Origin of the sequence: Petroclostridium sp. X23 (assembly GCF_030013905.1) — a bacterium.
Lineage (GTDB): Bacteria > Bacillota > Clostridia > SK-Y3 > SK-Y3 > X23.
In genome coordinates this window covers 2,335,628-2,360,914 of sequence record NZ_CP124862.1, presented here as the reverse complement: position 1 = coordinate 2,360,914, position 25,287 = coordinate 2,335,628, and the positions used below count along the sequence as shown (strand labels likewise).

Here is a 25,287-nt window from a genome sequence, read left to right as displayed (position 1 = left end):
AAATACTTGCAAATTATAGAGAAATACTTTATAATGTACTTAAGTTATTATTACAGGGTTGTAATATGGAACCGAAGTAAAGACGCTTCATTAGAGAGAGGAATCTCTTTAGTGGATTGCGTCTTTTTTTGTTTTATATTTACAGTAGTCAAATATTTAAGGAGGTAACAATGATGTTAAGAACAATGAAGTTAAGAATGATTTTAATGCTTGTTTTAAGTTCTATTTTAATTTTATGTATGCCTGTTGCGGCATTTGCTGCTGAAGGCCCTACACCCGAGAGTAATGCGGTTGCTATAGACACGGTTTGGGTAATGATAGCGGCTTTTCTGGTTTTCTTAATGCATGCAGGCTTTACCTGCGTAGAAGCAGGTTTCACACAATCTAAAAATACAGTAAACATTATTATGAAAAATGTTATGACGATTTCAATAGGTGTAGTTGCCTATTATCTTATAGGGTTTGCGTTGATGTTTGGACCGGACATCGCAGGTCTGATCGGCGCGAAAGGTTTTGCATTGACACAACGTGATTTGTTTGATTTCGGAATACCGTTAGATGCTTTCTGGTTTTTCCAAGCAGTATTCGCAGCCACCTGCGCAACCATTGTATCCGGTGCCATGGCTGAGAGAACAAAGTTCAGTGCATATTTGTTTTTCTGCATACTTATTTGCTCCGTTACTTATCCTGTGATCGGTCACTGGATTTGGGGAGGCGGATGGCTTTCAAACTTAGGATTTATTGATTTTGCAGGATCTACAGTTGTACATGGCGTTGGCGGGGTCACAGCTTTAATCGGGGCATGGATGGTAGGTGCCAGAACCGGTAAGTACACACAAGATGGAAAAGTTCATGCGATTCCGGGACATAGTATTCCACTCGGCGCATTAGGCGTACTTCTTCTTTGGTTCGGATGGTTTGGATTTAATCCAGGTAGTACCATTTCAGGTACCACTCCGGATATTGCGTCAATCGCAGTAACTACATTATTGGCAGGTGCAGCTGCAACCATTACAAGCATGCTATTTAGTTGGGTTAAATACGGTAAGCCGGATGTGAGCTTAACATTGAACGGATGTTTGGCGGGCCTCGTTGCTATTACTGCCGGAACAGCTGCAGTGACTCCAAATGGCGCATTGGTTATTGGTGGTATTGCAGGGGTGTTGATGATATTAGCTGTCGAGTTCTTTGATAGAGTTGCTAAAATCGATGATCCTGTTGGTGCAATATCTGTTCACGGAGTTTGCGGCAGCTTCGGAACTATCATGGTTGGATTGTTTGCAAAAGAAGGTGGCTTACTGTACGGTGGCGGTATCAAGCTTCTGGGCGTACAAACTTTAGGTGTTACAGCAGCCCTTGGTTTTGCGGCAGTGATGGGTCTGATCGTATTTGGTGCACTGAAGGCAACCATAGGAATCAGAGTATCTGAAGAAGAAGAAAGTAACGGGCTGGACATCGGAGAACATGGAATTTCAGCTTATACAGACCCTTCATCTACAGCTAATATTTTTTAAGCATAGAATTTGATAAGCAAATTTATAAAAAGGCATCCTTATTTTAATAAGGGTGTCTTTGTTTATTTCTTAGAAATATTCTACGTAAGAACGCATAAATAGCATGATTGTTTTTAAATTTGTTATAAATTACCCTGTTTTTAATATTACTGTGTACGAATACTATTATAGATAATGTTAATAATTGCTTTTGTTAAAGTATTTGATATGTAGTATAATACTGCAATTGGAGGGGTAATTTTGAGTAAGCTTGCAAATTGCATCAGGTGCGGGAATGTATACATATATAGCACTGGAAGCTATAATGTTTGTCCACAATGCAAATCCAAGTATGATGAAGTTTTCTCGGCTATCAGAGAATATCTGATAGAGCATCCTAACAGTAGTGTGATGGAATTAGCGTCAAAATTTAATATTTCTGTTAAGTCTATCAGAAGCTATATACAAGATGAAAGATTAAGTATACGATAATGATATGAATGGATAGGGGCAATTTAATATTCTTTGCGTATAGCGGAGTGAGCATTGCCGGTTTAAGAATACGAATATTTATAATAATATACTCATGTTTGTTGGCATATATGAGGGAGTAATAAGGGAGGCAATTATGGATAAAGCCATAGCGCTAAGGGTTATATCCATAAAGGATGATCCGGATCAATTGAATAGTTTTATTGAAGAATATAAACCTTTTATCGCATCGTGTGTTCAAAAATCAACAGGTAGATATGTTGAATATGGCAGAGATGATGAATTAAGTATTGGCTTAATGGCATTTCATGAGGCGATTAATGGGTATGACCGGAATAAAGGGAATTTCTTAGCTTTTTCCAGTCAGATTATTCGAAGAAGGTTAGTCGACTACTATAGAAAACAGAAAAAATACAGTAATGAAACTTCTATAGAAGGCTCACTAAATACTGAAGATCATGAAGAGTATGATTTAAGTATGCGAGAAGCGATAGATGAATATGACCGGTTGGAATTGGAAAGGGCAAGGCGGATTGAATTAGAAGAGTTAAAGAAAGAGTTGGCGTATTGGGAAATCAGTTTTTCGGATGTGGCACAGGCATCGCCAAAGCAAGAAGGAACAAGAAAGCTTTATCAAAAAATCATTCAATGTATTGTGAGTGATAAAAGTGTTGCCGACATTTTACTTAAGAAAAGGTACTTGCCGGTTGCAAAAGTTTGTGAGAAGTTAAGGATTAACCGAAAAAAAATAGAACGTGGACGTAATTATATCATCGCCGGTGTTGTAATTATGTTAGGTGAATATGAATTTATCCGTGACTTTATTAATTGGAGGTGATTTAATGAAGGCGATAGTGGTTGAAATAGACGGAAAAAATATGATTGTAGTTGATAATAATGGCTGTTTTAAAAAGATAAAATATGTGGAAGGATGCAGAGAAGGACAAGAAATAGATGTGCAAACCGGTTCAAATATTAGATATTTACCCTTTTTGCAGAGAATCGCAGCTGTTGCGGCAGTCTTCGTTATTGCTATCGGGTTAGGGTTATACGGATATTATTCTCCATATAGCTATGTGAGTATGGATATTAACCCTAGCGTTGAAATAGTCCTTAATAGGTTTGAAAAGGTTTTGGACGTACAACCCTTGAATGAGGATGGGAAGAAAATAATAGACGGCTCTCAGCGATTTATGCATAAAGAAGTGAACGTTGTAATCACTACTCTAATTGATAAGGCGCATGAGGAAAACTATTTAAAGGATAGTCAAGATAATGAAATATTTATTACCGTATCTTCTTCAAAACAAAAGGTGGCGAAAAAAATCAGCGAGGAAGTAAAAGAGTATGCTGCCGGAGAAATGAACAATAGCGATATTGAAGGACACGTAACTGCCGAAGGAGTAACTATTGAAAAACGTGTTCTGGCTAGAGAGGAAAGTATTTCGGTAGGTAAATTTCTTCTATTGGAACAGCTTCAACAGGTGTCTCCCGATGCGGACATCGACGAAGTAAAGGATAAATCTGTAAAAGATATTATGGAGAATATAAAGAAGCAGAAGGATAAAGATAAAGATAAAGAAAAAGAAAAAGAAAAAGAAAAAGATAAAGAAAAAGATAAAGAAAAAGATAAAGAAAAAGAAAAAGATAAAGAAAAAGAAAAAGAAGAAGCTAGCGATAAGGATAAAGTTGATAATAAACAAGGAAATGTAGATAAGAAGGAAGACACGGTGGAGGTCAAAAAACAGAATCAAGTAAATCAGAACAATAAGAAGATAGAAGAAGAGAAAAATACAAGACAAAAAAATAATCAAGATAATAAAATACTACCTGTGGAACAGAAAAAACAGGAAAAGAAAGATGACACGTCTCAACAGCCGAACGTGTCATTGCCGCTCGAAAAACAGACATCTAAGAACGACGATATAGAGGAGGAGAGTGCAAAAAAAGAAGATAAACAAAATGAAGAGAAAGAAAAAAAAGCAGATTCAAAAGTACGAGAGGATTTGTATAATAAAGATGTAGAAGATCAGAGCGAAACCATCGGCCAAGGAAAAGCAAAAAACGAAAATGAAGATAAAGACAGCAACAAAGCCAGTAGACAGAATGAAGATGAAAATAAGAATGAGAATGAAGATAAAAAAGAGAAGAACAAAAAAGATTGATGAAAAACAGCATTTCAGATGCTGTTTTTTTACGAATGGCAGGATATTTATTAAAAATGTTGTATATATTTAATAATGGATGCCAGAGAGTGGGTATATATCATATATGATTACTCATGCTTTAGTAAATGGTGGCTTCAGACGGAGGCGAGTCTTTAAACTCTTAAGAAAATGAAGGGAGAGATCATCATGTTTAAAGATGTACCTTATGATCGCTATATGACAGAGGTGAATCGTGGGCTTGCAGGAAGCGGGATCTTCTTGACAGCAAAAGGAGAAAAGCTAAATACTATGACCATTGGCTGGGGATTTGTAGGAAGAATGTGGGCAATGCCGATTTTTATTGTTCCTGTTAGAAAATCCAGGTTTACATATGGTCTTATTGAAAAAAGCGGAGAGTTTACCGTAAGTGTACCTTTTAGCAGCTTGAAAAAAGAATTGGCATTATGTGGTGCAAAGTCAGGAAGGGATATTGATAAATTTAAAGAATGCGGTTTAACGCCTGTCTCCGGGAAAGTAGTAGATGTTCCTGTCATTGAGCAGTGTGACTTGCATTTTGAGTGCAAGGTAGTCTTTAAAAAAGACGTAGATTCTAATTCCTTAAATCAAGAATATGATACCAGATGTTATCCAAATGGCGACTATCATACCTTATTCTTTGGTGAAATAGTAGCGTGTTACATGAAAGACTAATAACAATGGAAATTTTGACATTTTGGTTTTTTTTTTATATAATATATGATATGTCAATTCTATAATGTATTTTTGTATTTCCGGACGAGGGAGTTCAGAATTCTTATTCTTTGGCCCCCTCGTCTTAAATTTGAAACCGTAGGCACGAATGGAGGGGATATTTTTTTGGATGCGATTATAAAGAAAATTCTCGAAATTGAGCAAAAAGCACAACAGATTGTGGATGATGCGGATCAAGAAAAGCAAAAAATCGATGAAGCTTTAGAATTAGAGATACAGGACATGGAACAGGAAATACATTCAAAGGTTGAAAGAAAAATCCGACAAATCAGAGAACGTGAAATGCAAGAGGCCCAGAGTAGAATTAAGGAAATCAACAGTAAGGTGAAGCAGCAGACGGAGTCCATGATCCGATATGCAGCAGAAAAAAAGGATGAATGGGAAGATCTGTTGATGAACCGGATTATTGGGCGGTGAAAACATGTCATTATCATTATACAGATATAGCAGTTTGCATGCAAAGGTTCGGGTCATGCTGGCAAGGAGCCTAACATCTGCCGATTATGAAGAATTGGTAGTAAAAAGGTCAGTTCAGGATGTTGCAGCATATTTAAAGTATAATACGCACTATCAAACAATATTAGATGAAATAAATGAAACTACAATTCATAGAGGTCAATTGGAAAAAGTATTTAAAAAGGTGCTTATCAATGATTATATTAAACTATTCAGATTTGTACAAGGTAACGCTAAAGCTTTCTTAAAGCTTGCGTTTTTGAGATACGAAATAGAAGATCTTAAAATTCTTTTAAGGGTGTTGGACACAGAACACAATACCCAGCTAGTTCATGATTCTTTAATTTTTCTGAGGAAATACAGTACGATTGATATCGAAAATGTTGCATCATCCAAAGATATTCAGCAATTTATTCAAAACCTAAAAGGCAGTATTTATTATGATGTACTCTCTCCCTTTATTACCAACACCCAGCATCTAAACTTATTTAGTATTGAGATGAGTTTGGATATGTATTTTTTTACCCGCCTTTGGAAGCAAAAAGACAAATTGCTGAAGAATGAAGACCATAAAGCGATACTACAGTCATTTGGCAGTGAAATTGATATTTTGAATATACTGTGGATTTACAGATGTAAAAAGTATTATAACACGCCAAAAGAAATTATATACAGCTACACCATTCCGTTTACATATAGGATTAGTAAAGCGCAATTGATAAATATGGTTGAGGCAAAGACACCCGAAGAAGTACTGGAACTCGTACAGACCACAAAATATAATCAGATTTTTTTAGAGGGTAAAGAGTATTTCTATGAGCAAAATTTCACTTACTATGTATATAAACTACATAAGAGACTTTTAATGCGTCAGCCTTTTTCCATTGCTTCTTTAATGGCGTATTTGCATTTGAAAGAAATAGAAATTCGTAATATTATCTCGATTATTGAAGGAATTAGATATCAGCTTAGTCCTGATCAGATAAAAAAATATATTGTGGCAGGATTGGAAAAGTGAGGTGGTGGGTATGGCCATATTAAAGATGAAGTTTATTAATATCGTGGGACCGAAGAATAAGTTAGACAGCTTTATGCTGGATCATATTTTACAAAATAATATTCATCTTGAAAATGCCATGAGTGTCCTGGATAATGTCAAAGGGTTGTACCCTTATATTGAAGAAAATCCTTATGAAAGCCTTATGAAGAAGTCCAAAGAGATCGTTGAATATGTAAATCTCTCATTAAAAGGGAAATGGGAGAGCCCGTCCGCGGATTCTATAGCAGAAATGGAAAAGTATATTGACGCCGTGGGGGAGAGACTAAAGGTATTTAAGAACCGCAAAGAAGAAATCGAGAAAAACATGATAGAAAACACGCAAATAGTGAAACAGTTAAAGCCTATGAAGGATGTAGACGTGGAACTGGAGAGACTTTTTAACTTTCGTTTTATAAAATTCCGCTTTGGGCGGCTGCCCAAGGACAGCTATAAAAAGCTGGAAATGTATCTGCAAGATATAGAAGCATTCTTTATCATGGTTTTACAGGAGGCCGACTATGTCTGGGGGATCTATTTCACACCGGATGTTTATGAAGAGAAAATTGACAGTATATTCTCCTCATTGTACTTTGAGAGGATACGCATATCGGGCAAAGTCAGTGGAACTCCCGCACAGGCGTTAATACAGCTTAATGATGAGCTCAAACGGTTAAATAATGAAAAAAACCGTGTGCAGCAGGAGCTGGATGAATATGTCGCAAAGGAGCAAGAAACACTTATTAGGGTTTGTGCTTCTATAAAGCAATTATATCAGGCGTTTAATATCAGAAGATTTGCGGCACATACGCGGGAATCTTTTTACATTGTAGGGTGGATTCCTGAGCTATATTTAAAGAAGTTTACACAAGAATTGGATAAAGAACAAAGCATTACATATATTGCCGAAGAGCCTGAGATAGTAAAAAAAGTGAAGCCTCCTACCATATTGAAAAATCCTGTACTATTTAAACCTTTTGAAGCTTTTGTAAAGATGTACGGACTGCCTTCGTACAATGAGGTGGATCCAACCATGTTTCTGGCACTCACGTATGTTTTTATGTTTGGCATGATGTTCGGTGATTTGGGACAGGGTGCTGTTCTGGCGCTGCTGGGATGGGTTTTGTATAAGAAACGCGGAATGGATTTGGGTAAGGTACTGGTGCCGGTTGGGACTTCGTCCATGATTTTCGGTTTGCTATATGGAAGCATATTCGGACATGAACATCTTATTCCAACATTGTGGATAAAGCCGATGAACAATATCAATACCATTTTGATGATTGCCATAGGGATTGGGATCGTATTAATTACTTCTGCAATGATTATAAATATTATCAATGGCATTAAAGAAAAGGAATTGGCTAGAGTATTGTTTGATAATAACGGTCTTGCGGGATTTATATTCTATTGGGCGGTGATTGGATCGGCAGTCTATTCTTTTATAAGCGGGAAGACGGTATTAACGTTATTTTTCGCATTGATTTTCTTTGTGATGCCACTGATATGCATTTTTATGAAAGAACCGCTGGAAAGGTTGATACATAAAAAGAGAGACTGGTTTCCGGAAGATAAAGGTGAATTCTTTGTTGAAACCTTTTTTGAAATGTTTGAAGTGCTGTTAAGCTTTGTTACCAACACCATTTCATTTGTCAGAGTGGGAGCATTCGCACTCAGCCATGCGGGAATGCTGGCGGTTGTGATGGGATTTGTTGAAACCACAAAAGGCTTAAACAGTTTATTGATTATTATTATAGGAAATATCTTAGTGATTGGATTGGAAGGTCTAATCGTAGGAATTCAAGTGCTGAGGTTGGAATTCTATGAGTTGTTCAGCCGATTCTTTAGCGGTGAAGGCCGACCGTTTGTTTCACTGGAGAGTGGGCAAGAATAACCGCACACCTAAATAATTTATAAAAAATGGGAGGATTAGAGTGATGTTTATGCCAATTACAGTAACAGCGTTAATATTAAGTATTGTAGTGCCGGGAGCCATATATTTGCTGTACGGCTGCAGCGGAAAAAAGGTAAAGATGATTCTTGGAATGAATATATTTTCTTTTTTTTCAATCCTCATGATTGCTACCATTATGATGTTTTCCGGTAATGTTTTTGCTGCGGAGGCTTCAGCAAGCACAAGTGCAAATGGTCTAGGTCTTATTGCGGCTGCTCTAGCGACAGGCTTGGCAACCATAGGAGCGGGAATCGCGGTGGCTGCTGCCGGTTCTGCCGCTTTGGGGGCAATCAGTGAAGATCCTAAGATCATGGGAAAGGCTTTGATTTTTGTTGCTTTGGCCGAAGGGATCGCATTGTATGGGCTGCTCATCTCATTTAGTATTTTAAGCAGAATCTAAATTAGTGAATAGTGAATAATTAATAGTGAATAGTGATTAATGTACAATGGACAATGTACAGTGGACAATAAAATATGAGAAGATGTGATAGAGTTTGATGTAGCACATAGAGAAAATCGAACTTGGGGACAGTCCGAGACTAATGATAAAGTCGGGTTTACACACAGAAGGAGTGAAGCATGGGGACGGACCTACTGCTGCGCTTGTTTTTTAGGGAAGCTGGAGGTCCGGGCCCCGCCCATGCTTTGCGACTGACCAATCAAGTGATTTTTGGTGATTCATGATTGTCTCCGTGTCAGATTTTCGAACGATGGAGCACTTTACCATATCCTCTTATAGCATCAAGAAGGAGGCATACCATGCAGATGTTTTTAATCAGTGATAATGTCGATACTCAGACCGGGATGCGGATGGCAGGGATCGAAGGGGTAGTAGTGCATGAGGCACAGGAGCTGAAAACAGTGCTGGATACTGTTGTTAAAAATAAAGAAATAGGCATCATACTTATTACCGAAAAACTGGGTAAGCTCCTTCCGGAATATATTAAGGACATCAAGTTGAATTACCATACACCACTGGTCGTGGAAATACCTGACCGGCATGGGACAGGAAGAACGCCGGATTCCATCACACGCTATGTACGGGAAGCCATCGGATTGAAGATTTGAGGTGATGAATTTGAATTTTGTTGATGATAAGCTGGATAACTTTTCCAGTATCGTTATGAAAGAAGCTGCGGAAAAAAGATTGCAAATATTGAACCAGGTTAAAGAAGAAAGGGATGGAATTTTAGAGCAAAGGGAACTTGACTGTTTGGAGGATGCGTATGTAAAAATTCAAAAAGAAATACGCAAAACTGACAAAGAAAAAAATGAGATGATTTCTCGTGCTGTGATGGAAAGTAAAAAAGCCCTTCTGCAAAAGAGGGAGGAAATCATTGAAGAAATTTTCAACAATATTATGAAGAGGATTCAAAGTTTTTTGGAGACGCCGGACTATTATACGTTTTTAATGCAAAATATTTTGCAAGGTCGTCAACAAGTAGGACAAGGAGAAATTATCATATATATTAACAAATCGGATGTATCATTGATAGATAAAATCAAACAGCAGCTGAGTGAACCACTGGAGATTCAGGTTGATCAAGAGGATATCATAGGAGGCTGCAAGGTTTTTAACAAGACAAAAGGCACTTTGATTGATGATTCACTTGCCGCAAAGATAGCACAGCAAAAAGAGTGTTTTCTAGAAATCAGCGGATTGGTTATAGATTTATTATAGTTCACAGTTCACGGTTAACAGTTCACAGATTATGGTCTGTAGGCATATAGATAAATGATAATATAGTATGTAAAGTGGGTGATACCTTGGAAATAGAAGCTAAAGGCGTTATTTTTGGTATTAATGGGCCGGTTATAAAGGTAAAAGGCAGTAAGGACTTTCGCATGTATGAAATGGTAATGGTGGGAAACGAAAAGTTGATTGGTGAAGTTATAGCCATTCATAATGATATGACCATTGTTCAAGTATATGAGGTTACAACAGGTCTGACAGTAGGGGAACCGGTTATTTCTACAGGTAAACCTCTTTCAGTGCAATTGGCTCCGGGAATTATCGGAAATATCTTTGATGGAATTGAAAGACCGCTGCATTATATAGAAAAAAAGTCCGGAGATTTTATCTCGAGAGGAATAGCAATGGAATCATTGGACCCTGAAAAAGAATGGTTCACACACATTACTGTAAAAGTAGGGGACCAAGTTATGCCGGGAAGTATTATAGCGGAAGTTCAGGAAACACCTTTGATTCTGCATAAAGTAATGATTCCTCCCAATATGAGCGGAGAAGTAGTAGAGGTCATGCCGGATGGGAACTATTCACTTCATCAAACCATCATAAGAGTTCAGGACAAAACGGGTTCAATTAACGATTTGACACTTGTTCAGGAATGGCCTATCCGAATTCCCCGGCGTTATTTAGAACGTAAAAGTATCAGCCGGCCGCTTATTACCGGGCAAAGAGTCATTGATACTTTTTTTCCAATTGCCAAAGGCGGAACAGCGGCGATTCCGGGTGGGTTCGGAACAGGAAAAACAATGACGCAGCACCAACTTGCAAAATGGTCGGATGCGGATATCATCGTATATATTGGGTGTGGTGAGCGTGGGAATGAAATGACGGAGGTATTGGAGGACTTTCCTAAGTTGGTTGACCCGAAATCCAATCAGCCCCTCATGAACAGAACGGTTCTTATAGCAAATACTTCTAACATGCCGGTAGCTGCTAGGGAAGCATCTATATATACAGGGATAACACTGGCGGAATATTATCGGGATATGGGATATCATGTTGCCATCATGGCCGATTCAACTTCCCGGTGGGCCGAAGCATTAAGGGAGATATCGGGACGATTGGAGGAAATGCCTGCAGAAGAAGGATTTCCGGCATATCTTCCATCACGCCTATCGGAGTTTTATGAGAGAGCAGGATATGTATATAACTTAAATGGTACCGAAGGTTCAGTCACTATCATAGGGGCTGTCTCTCCACAGGGTGGTGACTTCTCAGAACCTGTAACACAAAACACCAAAAGGTTTATAAGATGTTTTTGGGCCCTAGACAGGCAGTTGGCCTATTCAAGGCACTATCCGGCGATACACTGGCTTACAAGCTACAGCGAATATATTGATAATCTACAAGAATGGTATCAGAACAATGTTCATGAGAAATTCTTTGCGTACCGTACCCAGATGGTTGGTTTACTTCAAGAAGAGAGTAAGTTGATGGATATTGTGAAGTTGATCGGTGCAGATATATTGCCGGATGAGCAAAAGCTGATTTTGGATATTTCCAGGGTCATACGCCTGGGATTCTTGCAGCAGAATGCGTATCATGCAAGCGATACTTACGTACCAGCAGCAAAACAGTTTAAAATGATGGAAACTATTTTGGAGCTCTATAATAAATCCAAGATATTGATACAAAAGAATATCCCGGTATCGGTGCTGAGAAATACCGGTATCTTTGATGATTTAATAAAGATCAAGTATACGATCGGCAATGAAGAACTTGAAAAGTTTGATGAAATCCATAAGAAGATTGACGCGGTTTATAATGAGTTGAAGGAGAAGTATAAGTGATAGTTCACAGTTCACGGTTCACAGTTCACAGATTTCCGTGTTACCTAAAATGAGTTAAAGGTTTAAATAGTGGGGAGCAGGGAGTGAGGAGTGAGGAGAAAAAACTCCCCCCACCCCACTATCCGCTCCTCATTTAAGCAAAGTTTCCTTAGGCGCTACTTATTGGGATTTATAAAGTAATCGTCTGTGAACTAACAACTAATAACGCTTGAAAGGAAGTCATGCTTATGAAGCTGGAATATATAGGGTTGAAAGAAATTTCAGGCTCCCTGATGGTTGTGGAAGGGGTTTCTGATGCCTCATTTGAAGAAATGGTAGAAATAACGGTTGAAGGTACGGAAAAACGAATAGGTCGTATTGTAGAACTAAGCGGAGATATTGCTGTGGTTCAAGTGTTTGAGGGGACTTCCAATATATCCTTGACCAATACAAAAACCAAGCCGTTAGGCCATTCACTGGAAATACCGCTTTCAAAAGAAATATTGGGAAGGGTTTTTGATGGTGTAGGCAGGCCGATAGACGGTCTGGGAAGCATATTTCCTCAAGTGAAATGGGATGTAAATGGCAAGCCTATCAATCCGGTATCAAGGGAATACCCCAGAAACTATATTCAAACAGGTATTTCATCCATAGATGGTCTTACCACCCTTATACGCGGGCAGAAGCTTCCTATCTTTTCAGGTAATGGTCTACCCCATGACGCTTTAGCAGTACAAATCGTCCGGCAGGCGCAATTGGCACAGCAGGAAGATACGGAATTTGCAGTAGTATTTGCTGCCATGGGTGTAAAGCACGATGTTGCAGATTTTTTTAAAAAAAGCTTTGAAGAAAGCGGCGTATTGCAAAAAGTTGTAATGTTTATCAATCTGGCAAATGATCCGGTGGTTGAAAGGATCATTACGCCCCGCTGCGCATTGACGGTTGCGGAGTATCTTGCTTTTGAACAGGATATGCATATTCTTGTCATACTTACAGATATGACTTCCTACTGTGAAGCGCTTCGTGAAATTTCGTCTTCTAAGGGTGAGATTCCCAGTCGAAAGGGCTTTCCGGGGTATTTATACAGTGATTTAGCTTCGCTTTATGAGAGAGCGGGTATGTTAAAAAAAAGGAAAGGTTCTATTACCCAGATACCTATACTGACCATGCCTAATGATGATATTACACATCCTATCCCTGACTTAACAGGGTATATTACCGAAGGACAGATTGTCCTCGATCGCACGCTTCATCAGAGAGGAGTATATCCTCCTGTCATCGTGTTACCGTCTTTGTCAAGACTGATGAAGGATGGAATCGGTGAAGGCTTTACAAGAGAGGATCATCCGGCTATTGCAAATCAGCTTTTTGCATCTTACGCGCATGTCCAAGAGGTACGGGCATTGGCTTCGGTTATTGGAGAAGATGAATTAAGTGAACTTGATAAAAGATATATTGAATTCGGAAAAGCATTTGAAAAAGAATTTGTCACACAGGAGAGGGATGAAAACAGACCCATGGATGATACGCTTGATATGGGATGGCGGCTATTGGGCATCCTGCCGAGAGAAGAGCTGGACAGGGTAGATATCAATGTTTTAGATAAATATTATAAACCTTACAGCAGTGTGAGAGGTGAGTTATAATGGACGTGAGCCTGTTTCCCACCAAGGGAAACCTTATTCAGGCACGAAACACCTTGCGGCTGTCCCGGCAGGGATATGAGCTTTTGGATAAGAAAAGAAATATTCTCATACGTGAAATGATGATGTTGATTGATAAAGCCGAACAAATCCAGTCACATATCGACATTACGTTTCGTGAAGCATATGAAGCGCTTCAGATAGCCAATATAACCATTGGGATCAGCACAGTAGAACAGATGGGATATGCAGTGCCTATTGAAGACAGTGTAGATATAAGATTCAGGAGTATTATGGGTGTAGAAATACCTATGGTAACCATGGTGCAACAAGAGATTACGCCCAGATATGGTTTTTTCCGTACCAATGCTGCGTTGGATGAGGCCTATAAAAAATTTGACAAAGTCAAAAAATTGACAGTAGATCTTGCGGAAATTGAGAATGCTGTTTATAGACTGGCGAATAATATTAAGAAAACCCAAAAAAGAGCAAACGCTTTAAAAAATATTATGATACCGCGTTATGAAAAGTTAACTTTTGTGATTCAAAACGCTTTAGAGGAGAAGGAAAGAGAAGAGTTCACACGCCTTAAAATGATAAAAAACTCCAAAGATGAAAAATGAAAATATTGGCTAATGTATGAATATGATAAAAAAAGATATACTAAGATTAAAAGCTTAAGGAGTGATGATATGGATAGATTAGCTTTGATCTTAGTAATTATAGGTGCATTGAACTGGGGATTAATTGGTTTGTTTGGTATTGACTTAGTAGCCAGTATCTTTGGTGGACAAGATGCAATGATTAGTAGAATTATATACACTTTAGTGGGCTTATCGGGGCTTTGGGCAACTACATTGCTATTTAGAGACAGAGTACCTGCAAGAAATCACTAATTTTTTACAAAAAATATACGATATTCAATATCGTATATTTTTTTTTGACTAACTTATCCATCAAACTTCAAATCCCTATGGACACGTGTGACATTGTATGCATTCTAAAGTAATTAAGAAAAAGATATCACATCTTCCTAGAAATTACGGTAAAGGATTTTGAACAGCATAAAAATTTAACATAGATTTTACATTTGCTTAACTCATTCTACATATTCAAATTATATACTTACTTGAAAACTATTAAGAAATAATTATCAACAAAAAAATAATAGTGTCAGTTAACAAACAATTAACAAAAGCTTTACGAAAATTACATTTTAAAAAAATAAGGACATGGTATAATTCACATTGTACCAAAAAAGAAAGGATGATGTGAGGATGAAAGTAAGTTTAAAAGTTGTAAGTGTAATATTAGTAGGGGTATTATTAGTAGCAGGATTTGCAGGTTGTGCAGGAACTGCTTCAAAAGAAGAGGCCCCAAAGACAGAGGCCCCAAAGACAGAAGCACCTAAGGCAGAGGAACCTAAGGCTGCAAAACTTGAAGGGAAAGTAATCATTGATGGTTCCGGTACAGTGTACCCATTAATGGCAAATATCGCAGAAGAGTACATGACGAATGTACAACCGAATGTAAGCGTACAGGTTGGAAGAGCTGGGTCTAGTGCCGGTTTTAAAAAATTCATACCGGGCGAAACAGATTTTTCTGATGCTTCAAGAAAAATTAAAGATGAAGAAGCGGCTAAGCTTAAAGAAAACGGTACTGAATTTTTGGAATTCAAAGTTGCTCTTGATGGCTTAACTATGGTTATCAACAAAGAAAATACTTGGGCAACAGAGATGAAAAAAGAAGAAATCATTGATATGTACTTATCAGGAAAATTCAAAGCAGATGACAAAGTACTTTGGTCCGATATTAGAGCTGATTGGCCAAAAGAAGAAATCAAATTCTATGGTCCGAATGAAAACCATGGAACATATGAGTTCTTCCATGAAACGATTCTTAAAAAAGCAGAAATGGTTAAAACTGCTAACCTTCAGCAAGAGTACTCAACATTGGTTGATTTAGTATCAAAAGATAAAAATGCTATCGCATTCTTTGGCTTTGGTTACTATGTGAGCAATAAAGATAAGTTAACAGCAGTAAAGGTAGACTTTGGTAATGGCCCTGTAGACCCTACTTTAGAAACAATTGGTGAAGATCTTGCTTATGCCGGATTTACTCGTCCCGTATTTACTTACTTGAATGTAAATTATGCAAAAGAAAAGCCGCAAGTGCTTGATTATGCTAAGTATGTTGTTTCTGCAGAAGGATGCAAAAGATTAGCAGGTCAAAATGGATTCGCACCACTTCCGGACTCTGTATATGCTGAATATCAAAAGCAATTAGAAGCTATTAAATAATAGTATTTAGTAAATATCATTAATAATCTACCTAAGACGAGGAGATATCTTTTCCTCGTCTTAAGTGCTGATTAGTAATATTAAATAGTGTACAAGGTTCCTAATTATTCGGAAATCAAACATATGGACAGTTCCTCTATTACGCCAAAGCAGGCTAAACAGCAGGTACAGTTCTTAAGTCCGATTTCCTCTATTTGTTGAAATGGAGTGTTTCTATGAGTAATTTTGTGAATGTAAAAGATATAATGAAAAAAAATAATAAATTTATAAAAATAGAAGAGATGGTTCCCGGTATTTTATTAATGATCGCTTCAATTTCTATATTGACATCCATTGGGATTGTTTTAACGTTGGTAGTTGATGCGTCTCATTTTTTTAGACAAGTTCCTTTAAGCGAAATATTCAGTACGGAATTGGCTCCTTTAAAAGATAATCCTTCTTTCGGTTTCTTACCGTTAATTTGCGGAACATTTGTTACTTCGGCTATTGCAATGTTAGTTGCAATTCCAATAGGATTAATTGCTGCAATGTATTTGAGTGAATTTTCAACAACCAATAGGAGGAAGGTCTTAAAACCGATTATAGAAGTATTGGCAGGGATTCCTACTATTGTGTATGGATTCTTCGCATATTCATTTGTAACGCCGCTGTTGATGAAAATTATTCCGGGATTAGAGGCGAAGAATGCACTTAGTCCGGGAATCGTAATGGGTATCATGATTATTCCTCTTGTTACATCATTATCTGAAGATGCGATGAATGCTGTTCCAAATTCAATACGTGAGGGGGCATTAGCGCTTGGATCAACGAAGCTAGAAGTTGCGGTAAAAGTGATTGTTCCTTCTGCTATTTCCGGAATCATTGCTTCTTTTGTATTGGCAATATCCAGAGCCATTGGAGAGACGATGATTGTTGCAATAGCAAGCGGCAGTGCAAAGAATTTTACGCTTGATTTTACGCAGCCAATCCAAACCATGACAGCGTATATTGTAGAATTTACAAGCGGTGATGCAGGCAGTGGTACCATCGGATATTACAGTTTATATGCAGTAGGACTGATGCTTTTTATTTTTACCCTTTCAATGAATTTGTTCGCAGGATATATTACTAAAAAGTATAGAAAGGAATATTAAAAATGAGCGATACGACATATATTCTAAATGAAAAAATTCAAAAAAGTCGGGATAGTGAAAATGAGATAAAAACTTATATAAATGCGGAAATAGCTTATAAGAGGATGAAGAAAAGGATTTTTTTAGATAAAGCAGCTAGAACGATCTCTTCTTTTACCATTTTATTTGCTTTGTTGGTATTGGGATTATTGATCTATAGAATCATTAGTGACAGTATCGGATGGTTAGATGTTCAGTTTTTAACCGGTAAATTATCTATTACAGCTGAGAAAGCCGGAATAAAAGGAGTTATCATTGGCTCAGCCTTATTGATGCTGGTTGTAGCACCCGTAACATTATTCCTGGGAGTAGGAACAGCGATATATATGGAAGAATACTCGAAAAAAGGTATGATTCAATCCATTATCAATACCAATATATCTAATTTATCCGGGGTACCTTCAGTAATATTCGGATTACTTGGATTAACGGTTTTCGGAAGATTGTTCAAATTAGGTTCCAGTGTACTTGCCGGTGGACTAACCATGTCTCTATTAGTTCTTCCAATTATTGTTGTATCCAGTCAAGAAGCGATACGAGCTGTACCAAATTTTCTAAGAGATGCGTCATACGCTTTAGGGGCTACAAAGTGGACAACAATTAGGAAGATAGTGTTACCTACTGCACTACCGGGTATCATGACAGGCTCCATTTTATCCCTCTCAAGAGCAATAGGTGAAACTGCTCCGTTGGTTGTTCTTGGAATTCCGGCATTAATCTTAAGAACGCCTACCAGTGTAATGGATGACTTTACAGCCCTTCCGATTCAAATATATTATTGGACCCTTGACACTGTTCTTACAAAAGAATATGCAAATCTCGCTGCTGCAACTATTATAGTGTTGCTAGGATGTTTATTTTTAATGAATTCAATTGCGGTAATTATAAGGAATAAGTTTCAAAGACGATATTAAGGAACAGTAATATAATAACTTCTTAATTTATTATATTGTTCTGTTGTTTACAAAAGGTCCTCACAGAGATTTGATTCAGATTATTCTGAAAGAATTAATACAGAATTAATATAGAATTAACACATCGTTGCAATTAATATGATAAATTTGTTTTAAAAGAATCAGCTGTGGAGACCATTAGGGGGATTTTAGATGGAACATATGATAAATAATAAAAAAGATACACATAAAAAGGATTATAACATCAAAAATTTATTTAAAAATATTAAACTTATCGAAAAGATCAAATTTATGAAAGATATCAAAGATTTTCTTGGTCTAAATAATTTAAAAATGAGTAATAAGCTGCTAGTAATGGTTATTCTAACCAGCTTATTACCAATTATGGTTTTGAGCTGGTTAAACATAAACCATTCCAGTAATCAAATCAAAAATGAAATTTTTAAAGGAAATCAATTATATACTACATTGACCAATGAAAGAATTAATCAATATTTTTATACCAGAGAAGGTGACGCAAAATTATTGGCCCAATCAAGAATTATGCGCGAAGGTATTGAGAAGATTAATAGCTTCAGTATGAGTGAAGATGAGAATGAAAAAGTCTTGGATGATTTTAAAAATTTATTAAATACTGCTTTGGGAAAATATAAATACACAGATATTTTTTTAACGAATAAATATGGAGAAGTGTGTTTTAGTATTAACTATGATAAGATAGATATTGCACCTCTTGTTTTTTCGGGAGATTTTAGCAATAAAGCGATGGCAGGAGAACAAAATTGGTCGGAAGTATTTCGCAATAGTTTTATAGATGATAATATCATGGTATTAGCTACTCCGGTTTATTCGTATTCCAATACGAATGATCATGTACCTATCGGTACCTTAAATATAGTATTAAACCAAGGGGCTATCAATACTATAGTCCAAAATGGAATTGACAAGATCGGCATAACCGGAGACTCCTATTTAATAGATTCAAAAGGTTTACTTCTTACAAATACCATGAAAGAGCCCTATGTGAATAGTGCGGCTTTAAATGAAGTTCTTCAAACTGAAGTTGTAGAGATATTGTCTGAACCCGTTGCCAATGGAGATTTACAGTTTAACCAAACAAAAAGTTATAAGAGCTATATGGGAGAAAAAGTTTTAGGAACTTTATCGGTATCAAAAATTGGTGACCGCTTTGTCGGACTTGTTATCGAAATTGAAGAAGATGAGGCACTTGGGGTAATTATACACCTTCGTAGAAGTTTGTTGATTATGGCTTCTATCATCATATTGATATCTTCGCTTCTTGCTGTTAAAATCTCTTTATCGATTAGTAAACCTATTCGTGGAGTTATAGATATTACTAATAAAATAGCTGATTATAACTTGGAAATACCCATTGGGGGAGATGAACTTAATAGAAAAGATGAAATTGGAGATTTAGAAAGAGCAATCGTAAAGATTGTAAATAATTTAAAGAGTATTATTAAAGAGGTTGAAAAATCTTCCTATGATGTTGCAACTTCATCAAAGGATTTAAAAAATAACTCACAGAATTCTTCCAGGTCTGCCGATGAGGTGGCTAAAGCAGTGAGTGAAATAGCCAAGGGATCGTTAGAGCAAGCGCGGAGTGCAGAAGAAAGCTTTAATAAAACAAGAGAATTAAGTAATATATTGTTGACAGATCATGAGAACTTAGAGCAAATGACCAAAGCTGCCAATGATGTTGGAAGGTTGGCAGATGATGGACTAGAGGTTATAGAGGTTTTGACTATAGCCAACAAACAATCCAATGAGGCGAATAGAGAAGTTCATGTAAGTATCTTTAAGTCACATGAAAGTTCCAAAAAAATAGAAAATGCCAGCAGACTGATCATGGACATAGCCGATAGAACGAATTTGCTTTCTTTAAATGCTTCTATAGAAGCAGCAAGGGCAGGAGAACATGGCAGAGGATTTGGGGTAGTTGCAGATGAAATAAGAAAACTGGCGGAACAATCGAGAGAGGCTACCGTAACCATTAATAGAATAATCGATGAATTGCGTCAAGACACTGAAGAGGTAGAAGGGACAGTAGAAAATCTGATCCATATTTCCGAAGAACAAATGAGCAGCGTGAGCTTAACCAAAGAGAAATATTTAGAAATTATTCAAGCAATTAAGGGAGCGCAATCTCAGGTACATGTTTTAAATGAATCACGCTTAATGATAGATAGAATGAGATTAGAAGTAGAGGATGAAATCCATAGATTGGTTGCGGTGAGTGAGCAAAACTCTGCTAATGCGGAGCAAGTGTCTGCATCTGTACAAGAACAAACTGCTTCCATAGAGGAAATATCTACCGCTACGCATAATCTGGATTTGCTAGCCCAGAACCTTCAAAAACTAGTAGGAGTATTTAAACTATAATTTAATATATTAGCAAAGGAGTATCACGAATGAGTGTTGCAAAGTTTTCAATAAAAAATTTGGACTTATTTTATAGCGATTTTCAGGCACTAAAATCAATTGACATGGATATACCGGAGAAGGAGATTACCGCATTTATCGGTCCTTCAGGCTGCGGAAAATCTACCTTTATAAAAACTTTAAATCGTATGAATGATATGGTAGAAGGGTGTAAAATTATCGGAGAAGTTAAATTGGATGGGCAAGATATCTATGGAGATATTGATGTGATAAAGTTAAGAAAACGTGTAGGCATGGTGTTTCAAAAGCCTAATCCTTTTCCGATGAGTATCTATGATAATGTTGCTTATGGACCTAGAATACATGGTATCGGCAAGAAGTCCGTATTGGACGAAATTGTTGAAAAAAGCTTAAAGGCTGCGGCGATATGGGATGAAGTGAAGGATCGGTTAAAGAAGAATGCGCTTGGCCTTTCAGGCGGCCAGCAGCAGAGACTCTGCATTGCCAGAGCGCTTGCGGTAGAACCTGAAGTGCTTTTAATGGATGAGCCGACCTCGGCGCTGGACCCTATATCTACCTTGAAGATTGAGGATTTGGCATCCGAATTAAAAGAAAACTATACAATTATTATCGTTACCCACAATATGCAGCAGGCCGGCCGTATATCCGATAATACTGCGTTCTTTCTTAATGGAGAAGTGATCGAATATGATAAAACGGTAAAAATCTTTAGTAATCCCCAGGAGCAGCGCACCGAAGATTATATTACCGGAAGATTCGGATGAAAAATAATCAAGTATTATTTTTTATGGTTGCAACAATCTTAGAATATGGGATTATAGAAAAATGGAAGGGAATGAAAACATATGCCGCATCGCCACGAATTTGAGAAAGAACTAAAAGAGCTTCATAATGATTTGCTCAAAATGGGACGTATCATTGAGCAATCCATGGATGATACGATTGTAGCATTAAAGGAGCAAAACATAGCATTAGCAAAAGAAATCATTGAGAGAGATGATGTTATAGATCATATGGAAAGTACGATTGAAGCACAATGTCTGATGATAATCGCCAGACAGCAGCCCATTGCGAGAGATTTAAGACTCATTACATCGGTCCTGAAAATGATAACCGATTTAGAAAGAATCGCAGATCATTGCGCGGATATCTGTGAGTATATTATTAAGTTAGCGGATGAGCCTTATAAAAAACAGATTGAGCATATTCCTATCATGGCAGATCAGGTTAAGAAAATGGTAAGAGAGACGATCGAAGCTTATGTTGAAAAAGATATTGAAAAAGCAAAGACCGCTTGCGCAGAAGATGATATCGTAGACAAGCACTTTGATGACATTATTGCAGAGTTACAAGAAATGATGAAACAGAATCAAGCATTTATATATCAAGGCACATGTTTTATGTTTGTCGCCAAGTATCTTGAGAGAATGGCGGATCACGCTACCAATATTGGGGAGTGGGTAGTATTCCATGTGACAGGGCACCATAAGGGAATGAACTGATAAGAAGATTATTGAAATTCAAAAAGTTCTATTGATTAGCAATGATCAATAGAACTTTTTGAATTTTGTTTTTAAGCTGTTTATGGTTGACAAATAGAGTGAATAGGGTATAATATGTGCAACAAAAAAAATGGAGATGATTGGTATGGATAAGATCAAAGTAGGTTTTTTAGGATTCGGAAATGTCGGAACAGGCGCGTACAAAATACTTCAGGAAACCGGAAATGAAATTTCTCATAGAGAAGGCTTTGAGATAGAGGTAAAAAAAATATTAGTAAGAGATACAAATAAAAAAAGAGATGTGCAAGCGGATGAGTCTCTATTCACCGATAATATTCAAGATATTATTAATGATCCGGAAATCTCTATCGTAGCCGAATTTATGGGAGGAATAGACCCTGCGAAACAGTATATCTTATCAGCATTGGAGAATAAGAAGACAGTGGTTACGGCAAATAAGGAATTAATGGCACGTCATTGGCCGGAACTGGAGAAAGCTGCACAGAATAATGGAGCCGGATTATACTATGAAGCAAGCGTAGCCGGGGGTATTCCTGTCATCAAGGTTATGAGCGAATCCTTGCAGGCAAATAAAGTTTATGAAGTGATGGGGATTATCAATGGAACGACCAACTATATTCTCACTAAAATGTCCGAAGAAGGCCGTGACTTCCACGATGTACTGGCGGAAGCACAGAGATTGGGGTATGCAGAGCCTGACCCTACGGCGGATATAGAAGGATTTGATGCAATGTACAAGTTATCTATCCTATCATCTATCGCTTTTCACGCGAAGGTGCCCATAGATAATATCTATAGGGAAGGGATCACAAAAATTACGGCAGAAGATATTGCTTACGGAAAAGAACTTGGATATGCGATTCGTTTGCTGGCTATTGCCAAAAAGAATGGAACAGATATTCAAGCGCGGGTTCATCCGACATTTATTCCGGTCAGCCATCCTCTTGCTGCTGTTCGGGAATCATATAACGCGGTATTTATAAAAGGAGACGCGGTAGGAAACTTGATGCTATACGGTCGTGGTGCGGGTGACCTTCCAACCGGAAGTGCTATCGTATCGGATATCATTACGGCATGCCATCAAGAAAACAATCATCGATACACAACTTTCTATAACGAGAACAAGGCTTCCTGGCAGGTACGGTTTGAGGATGATTGGGAAACAGAGTTCTTTATCAGGCTCACAGTAAAGGATAAACCGGGCGTACTGGCAAAAATAGCGGGGATACTCGGCAAGCACGAAGTAAGTATTGCTTCAGTGATTCAAAAAGACCACAACAAGGATGTAGTGCCGTTGATTTTTGTAAGCCACCATGCAAAAGAACAATCCATCAAAAAAGCGTTAGATGACATCGGAAAAGATGAAGATGTTCTTCAGATAGAGAATGTTATTCGGGTAGAGAGGTAGCAAATGATTGATGAAAGATTAAAAAAACAGATAGAATTCATTGTAGAAATTGATAAGCTTAAGCACATCTTCCGGCAGACCATCTTGATGAATAAATCAAGAAATGAAAACGATGCGGAGCATTCCTGGCATTTGGCGGTGATGGCTATTCTGCTGTCGGAATACGCAGCGGAAAAAAACATTGATGTTCAGCGTGTTGTTAAAATGGTGCTGATACATGATCTGGTAGAAATCGATGCCGGTGATACCTTCTGTTATGATGAAAAAGGAAATGAAGATAAGGCATGCCGGGAGCAGAAAGCTGCTGACCGGATATTTAATATGCTGCCGTCGGACCAGGCAAAAGAAATACGGGATCTCTGGGATGAATTTGAAGAGAGGATAAGTCCGGAGGCAAGGTTTGCCGCTGCGCTGGATAGACTGCAGCCGTTGATTCATAATTACAATACTGATGGACATACATGGACCAAGCACAATATCAGCAGTGATATGATCATTGCACGCAATCAGCCCATTGAAGAAGGGGCACCTGCGTTGTGGGAGTATGCGAAAAAGATGATCCGGGAATATGTGGATAAAGGCGTAATAAAATAAGTAAGATTGATGGATAGAGGGAATAATTAAAATATAGATAACAAACTTTAGATTTATAATTTACCAAGTTATATATTAAGCTAACAATTAAGATCCCGTAGGGGCAGACGACTCTGTCTGCCCGCAGATAAGGTGATCGTATAGCGGGTGGATGACTCTGTCCACCCCTAGAACAGCTTGCAGGGTATATAAGTGATGAATTTATAATTATCAATGTAGTTACCTATATTAATGTTTTTACAAGGCTGGTAGTGATATAGTGATAGTGAAAAAGGAAAATAAAGATATAAAAGTAATTATAGGTATGTCGGGTGGAGTGGATTCTTCCGTTGCGGCTCTGTTGCTAAAGGAACAGGGTTATGATGTGACCGGCATCTTCATGAAAAATTGGGATGAGAAGGACGAATTCGGGGAGTGTACAGCCGCAGAGGATTCGGAAGATGCGAGAAAAGTTTGCGATATGATTGGAATCCCGTATTACACGGTGAATTTTCAAAAGGAATATTGGGACAGGGTATTTACGTATTTTCTTGATGAATATAAAAAAGGACGTACACCAAATCCTGATGTACTGTGTAATAAAGAAATAAAGTTTAAGGCTTTTCTTGAGTATGCACTGAAAATAGGTGCCGATTATCTCGCAACCGGTCATTATGCACAGGTAGATTCTATTAATGGTGAGTACCGTCTTTTGCGTGCACAAGACCAAAGCAAGGACCAGACGTATTTTCTCTGTACTCTGGGGCAGAACCAGCTTTCAAAAGCAATGTTTCCCATTGGTCATCTTAATAAAACAGAAGTGAAAAACATTGCACAGCAGGCCGGATTCAGAACGGCGGCAAAAAAAGAAAGCACAGGGATATGCTTTATTGGAGAAAGAAACTTTAAACAATTCCTCAGTGCCTATTTGCCTGCTCAACCGGGAGAGATTCAAACCATAGAAGGGAAAGTGGTAGGTAAGCATGATGGGCTGATGTATTATACGCTCGGGCAGCGAAGAGGATTGGGGATTGGTGGAGCCGGCACCGGAGAACCATGGTTTGTAGCGGGAAAAGACTTGAAAAAAAACATATTATTTGTGGTGCAAGGTGAAACCCATCCGGCGCTCTATTCCAAAGGCTTGATTGCATCACAATTACACTGGGTAAGTGAAAAAGCGCCGGGATCTTCTTTTCAATGCACGGCAAAATTCAGATACCGGCAGCCTGACCAAAAAGTTACCGTCAATATAAAGAATGAAAATGCCTGTGAAGTGATTTTTGATAAGCTACAGAAGGCAGTGACACCTGGGCAGTTTGCAGTGTTTTACAATGATGAAGTTTGCTTAGGATGCGGAACCATTGACTCGGTATTTTCCAACCATTCCACATCGCGCTCTTGATCGGCAAATATATGTTTTAAACGTACATAATAATGATATATATGAAATGTAATATTATAA

General features: G+C 37.7%; 24 protein-coding genes. All 24 read left to right on the top strand.

Annotated features, from left to right (window positions below; translation table 11 throughout):
- Nucleotides 1-170 precede the first annotated feature (170 nt).
- The 24 genes from QKW49_RS11230 to mnmA all read left to right on the top strand — a co-directional run bounded on the left by QKW49_RS11230 (nucleotide 171) and on the right by mnmA (nucleotide 25,227).
- Nucleotides 171-1,514: an ammonium transporter gene (locus tag QKW49_RS11230; protein ID WP_282867621.1), complete on the top strand. Its 1,344-nt coding sequence runs from the start codon at nucleotides 171-173 to the stop codon at nucleotides 1,512-1,514.
- A 240-nt stretch (nucleotides 1,515-1,754) separates the two neighbouring features.
- The gene (locus QKW49_RS11225; RefSeq protein WP_282867620.1) at nucleotides 1,755-1,985 is read left to right on the top strand and encodes a hypothetical protein; all 231 of its coding nucleotides are present in this window, start codon (nucleotides 1,755-1,757) and stop codon (nucleotides 1,983-1,985) included.
- A gap of 136 nt (nucleotides 1,986-2,121) precedes the next feature.
- On the top strand, nucleotides 2,122-2,823 hold the full coding sequence (gene sigI / locus QKW49_RS11220; RefSeq protein WP_282867619.1) for an RNA polymerase sigma-I factor: 702 nt from the start codon (nucleotides 2,122-2,124) through the stop codon (nucleotides 2,821-2,823).
- 4 nt (nucleotides 2,824-2,827) lie between these two features.
- Nucleotides 2,828-4,150, top strand: a complete 1,323-nt coding sequence (locus tag QKW49_RS11215; protein WP_282867618.1) for an anti-sigma factor domain-containing protein — start codon at nucleotides 2,828-2,830, stop codon at nucleotides 4,148-4,150.
- Between the two features lie 189 nt (nucleotides 4,151-4,339).
- Entirely contained in the window at nucleotides 4,340-4,843 is a 504-nt protein-coding gene (locus QKW49_RS11210; RefSeq protein ID WP_282867617.1) for a flavin reductase family protein, read from the top strand.
- A 165-nt stretch (nucleotides 4,844-5,008) separates the two neighbouring features.
- Entirely contained in the window at nucleotides 5,009-5,320 is a 312-nt protein-coding gene (locus QKW49_RS11205; RefSeq protein ID WP_282867616.1) for a hypothetical protein, read from the top strand.
- 4 nt (nucleotides 5,321-5,324) lie between these two features.
- Nucleotides 5,325-6,377 carry a V-type ATPase subunit gene (locus QKW49_RS11200; RefSeq protein WP_282867615.1) on the top strand — a complete coding sequence of 351 codons (1,053 nt, stop codon included), beginning with the start codon at nucleotides 5,325-5,327 and terminating at the stop codon, nucleotides 6,375-6,377.
- Between the two features lie 10 nt (nucleotides 6,378-6,387).
- Nucleotides 6,388-8,289, top strand: coding sequence for a V-type ATPase 116kDa subunit family protein (locus tag QKW49_RS11195; protein WP_282867614.1), 1,902 nt, complete (start codon nucleotides 6,388-6,390; stop codon nucleotides 8,287-8,289).
- Nucleotides 8,290-8,332: 43 nt separating this feature from the next.
- Nucleotides 8,333-8,749: an ATP synthase subunit C gene (locus tag QKW49_RS11190; protein WP_282867613.1), complete on the top strand. Its 417-nt coding sequence runs from the start codon at nucleotides 8,333-8,335 to the stop codon at nucleotides 8,747-8,749.
- A gap of 359 nt (nucleotides 8,750-9,108) precedes the next feature.
- Nucleotides 9,109-9,417, top strand: coding sequence for a V-type ATP synthase subunit F (locus QKW49_RS11185; protein WP_282867612.1), 309 nt, complete (start codon nucleotides 9,109-9,111; stop codon nucleotides 9,415-9,417).
- A gap of 4 nt (nucleotides 9,418-9,421) precedes the next feature.
- Nucleotides 9,422-10,030 (top strand): V-type ATP synthase subunit E, encoded by a 609-nt coding sequence (locus QKW49_RS11180; protein WP_282867611.1) that lies wholly within the window; start codon nucleotides 9,422-9,424, stop codon nucleotides 10,028-10,030.
- Nucleotides 10,031-10,122: 92 nt separating this feature from the next.
- Nucleotides 10,123-11,889, top strand: a complete 1,767-nt coding sequence (locus QKW49_RS11175) for a V-type ATP synthase subunit A (RefSeq protein WP_282868123.1) — start codon at nucleotides 10,123-10,125, stop codon at nucleotides 11,887-11,889.
- Between the two features lie 227 nt (nucleotides 11,890-12,116).
- A complete protein-coding gene (locus QKW49_RS11170) occupies nucleotides 12,117-13,514 on the top strand; it encodes a V-type ATP synthase subunit B (protein ID WP_282867610.1) in 1,398 nt (465 codons plus the stop codon).
- Nucleotides 13,514-14,134, top strand: a complete 621-nt coding sequence (locus QKW49_RS11165) for a V-type ATP synthase subunit D (protein ID WP_282867609.1) — start codon at nucleotides 13,514-13,516, stop codon at nucleotides 14,132-14,134. Before QKW49_RS11170 ends, QKW49_RS11165 begins: the two co-directional genes overlap by 1 nt.
- 69 nt (nucleotides 14,135-14,203) lie before the next feature.
- Nucleotides 14,204-14,407: a DUF378 domain-containing protein gene (locus QKW49_RS11160; RefSeq protein WP_282867608.1), complete on the top strand. Its 204-nt coding sequence runs from the start codon at nucleotides 14,204-14,206 to the stop codon at nucleotides 14,405-14,407.
- A gap of 381 nt (nucleotides 14,408-14,788) precedes the next feature.
- Entirely contained in the window at nucleotides 14,789-15,811 is a 1,023-nt protein-coding gene (locus QKW49_RS11155) for a PstS family phosphate ABC transporter substrate-binding protein (protein WP_282867607.1), read from the top strand.
- Between the two features lie 215 nt (nucleotides 15,812-16,026).
- Nucleotides 16,027-16,944, top strand: a complete 918-nt coding sequence (pstC, locus tag QKW49_RS11150) for a phosphate ABC transporter permease subunit PstC (protein WP_282867606.1) — start codon at nucleotides 16,027-16,029, stop codon at nucleotides 16,942-16,944.
- 104 nt (nucleotides 16,945-17,048) lie between these two features.
- A complete protein-coding gene (gene pstA / locus QKW49_RS11145; RefSeq protein ID WP_282868122.1) occupies nucleotides 17,049-17,897 on the top strand; it encodes a phosphate ABC transporter permease PstA in 849 nt (282 codons plus the stop codon).
- Between the two features lie 192 nt (nucleotides 17,898-18,089).
- Nucleotides 18,090-20,300 carry a methyl-accepting chemotaxis protein gene (locus QKW49_RS11140; RefSeq protein WP_282867605.1) on the top strand — a complete coding sequence of 737 codons (2,211 nt, stop codon included), beginning with the start codon at nucleotides 18,090-18,092 and terminating at the stop codon, nucleotides 20,298-20,300.
- A 29-nt stretch (nucleotides 20,301-20,329) separates the two neighbouring features.
- The gene (gene pstB / locus QKW49_RS11135) at nucleotides 20,330-21,085 is read left to right on the top strand and encodes a phosphate ABC transporter ATP-binding protein PstB (protein WP_282867604.1); all 756 of its coding nucleotides are present in this window, start codon (nucleotides 20,330-20,332) and stop codon (nucleotides 21,083-21,085) included.
- 81 nt (nucleotides 21,086-21,166) lie between these two features.
- On the top strand, nucleotides 21,167-21,823 hold the full coding sequence (phoU, locus tag QKW49_RS11130; protein ID WP_282867603.1) for a phosphate signaling complex protein PhoU: 657 nt from the start codon (nucleotides 21,167-21,169) through the stop codon (nucleotides 21,821-21,823).
- A gap of 145 nt (nucleotides 21,824-21,968) precedes the next feature.
- Nucleotides 21,969-23,252, top strand: a complete 1,284-nt coding sequence (locus QKW49_RS11125; RefSeq protein WP_282867602.1) for a homoserine dehydrogenase — start codon at nucleotides 21,969-21,971, stop codon at nucleotides 23,250-23,252.
- A 3-nt stretch (nucleotides 23,253-23,255) separates the two neighbouring features.
- The gene (locus QKW49_RS11120; RefSeq protein ID WP_282867601.1) at nucleotides 23,256-23,846 is read left to right on the top strand and encodes an HD domain-containing protein; all 591 of its coding nucleotides are present in this window, start codon (nucleotides 23,256-23,258) and stop codon (nucleotides 23,844-23,846) included.
- Nucleotides 23,847-24,111: 265 nt separating this feature from the next.
- Entirely contained in the window at nucleotides 24,112-25,227 is a 1,116-nt protein-coding gene (gene mnmA, locus QKW49_RS11115) for a tRNA 2-thiouridine(34) synthase MnmA (protein ID WP_282868121.1), read from the top strand.
- Nucleotides 25,228-25,287 lie beyond the last annotated feature (60 nt).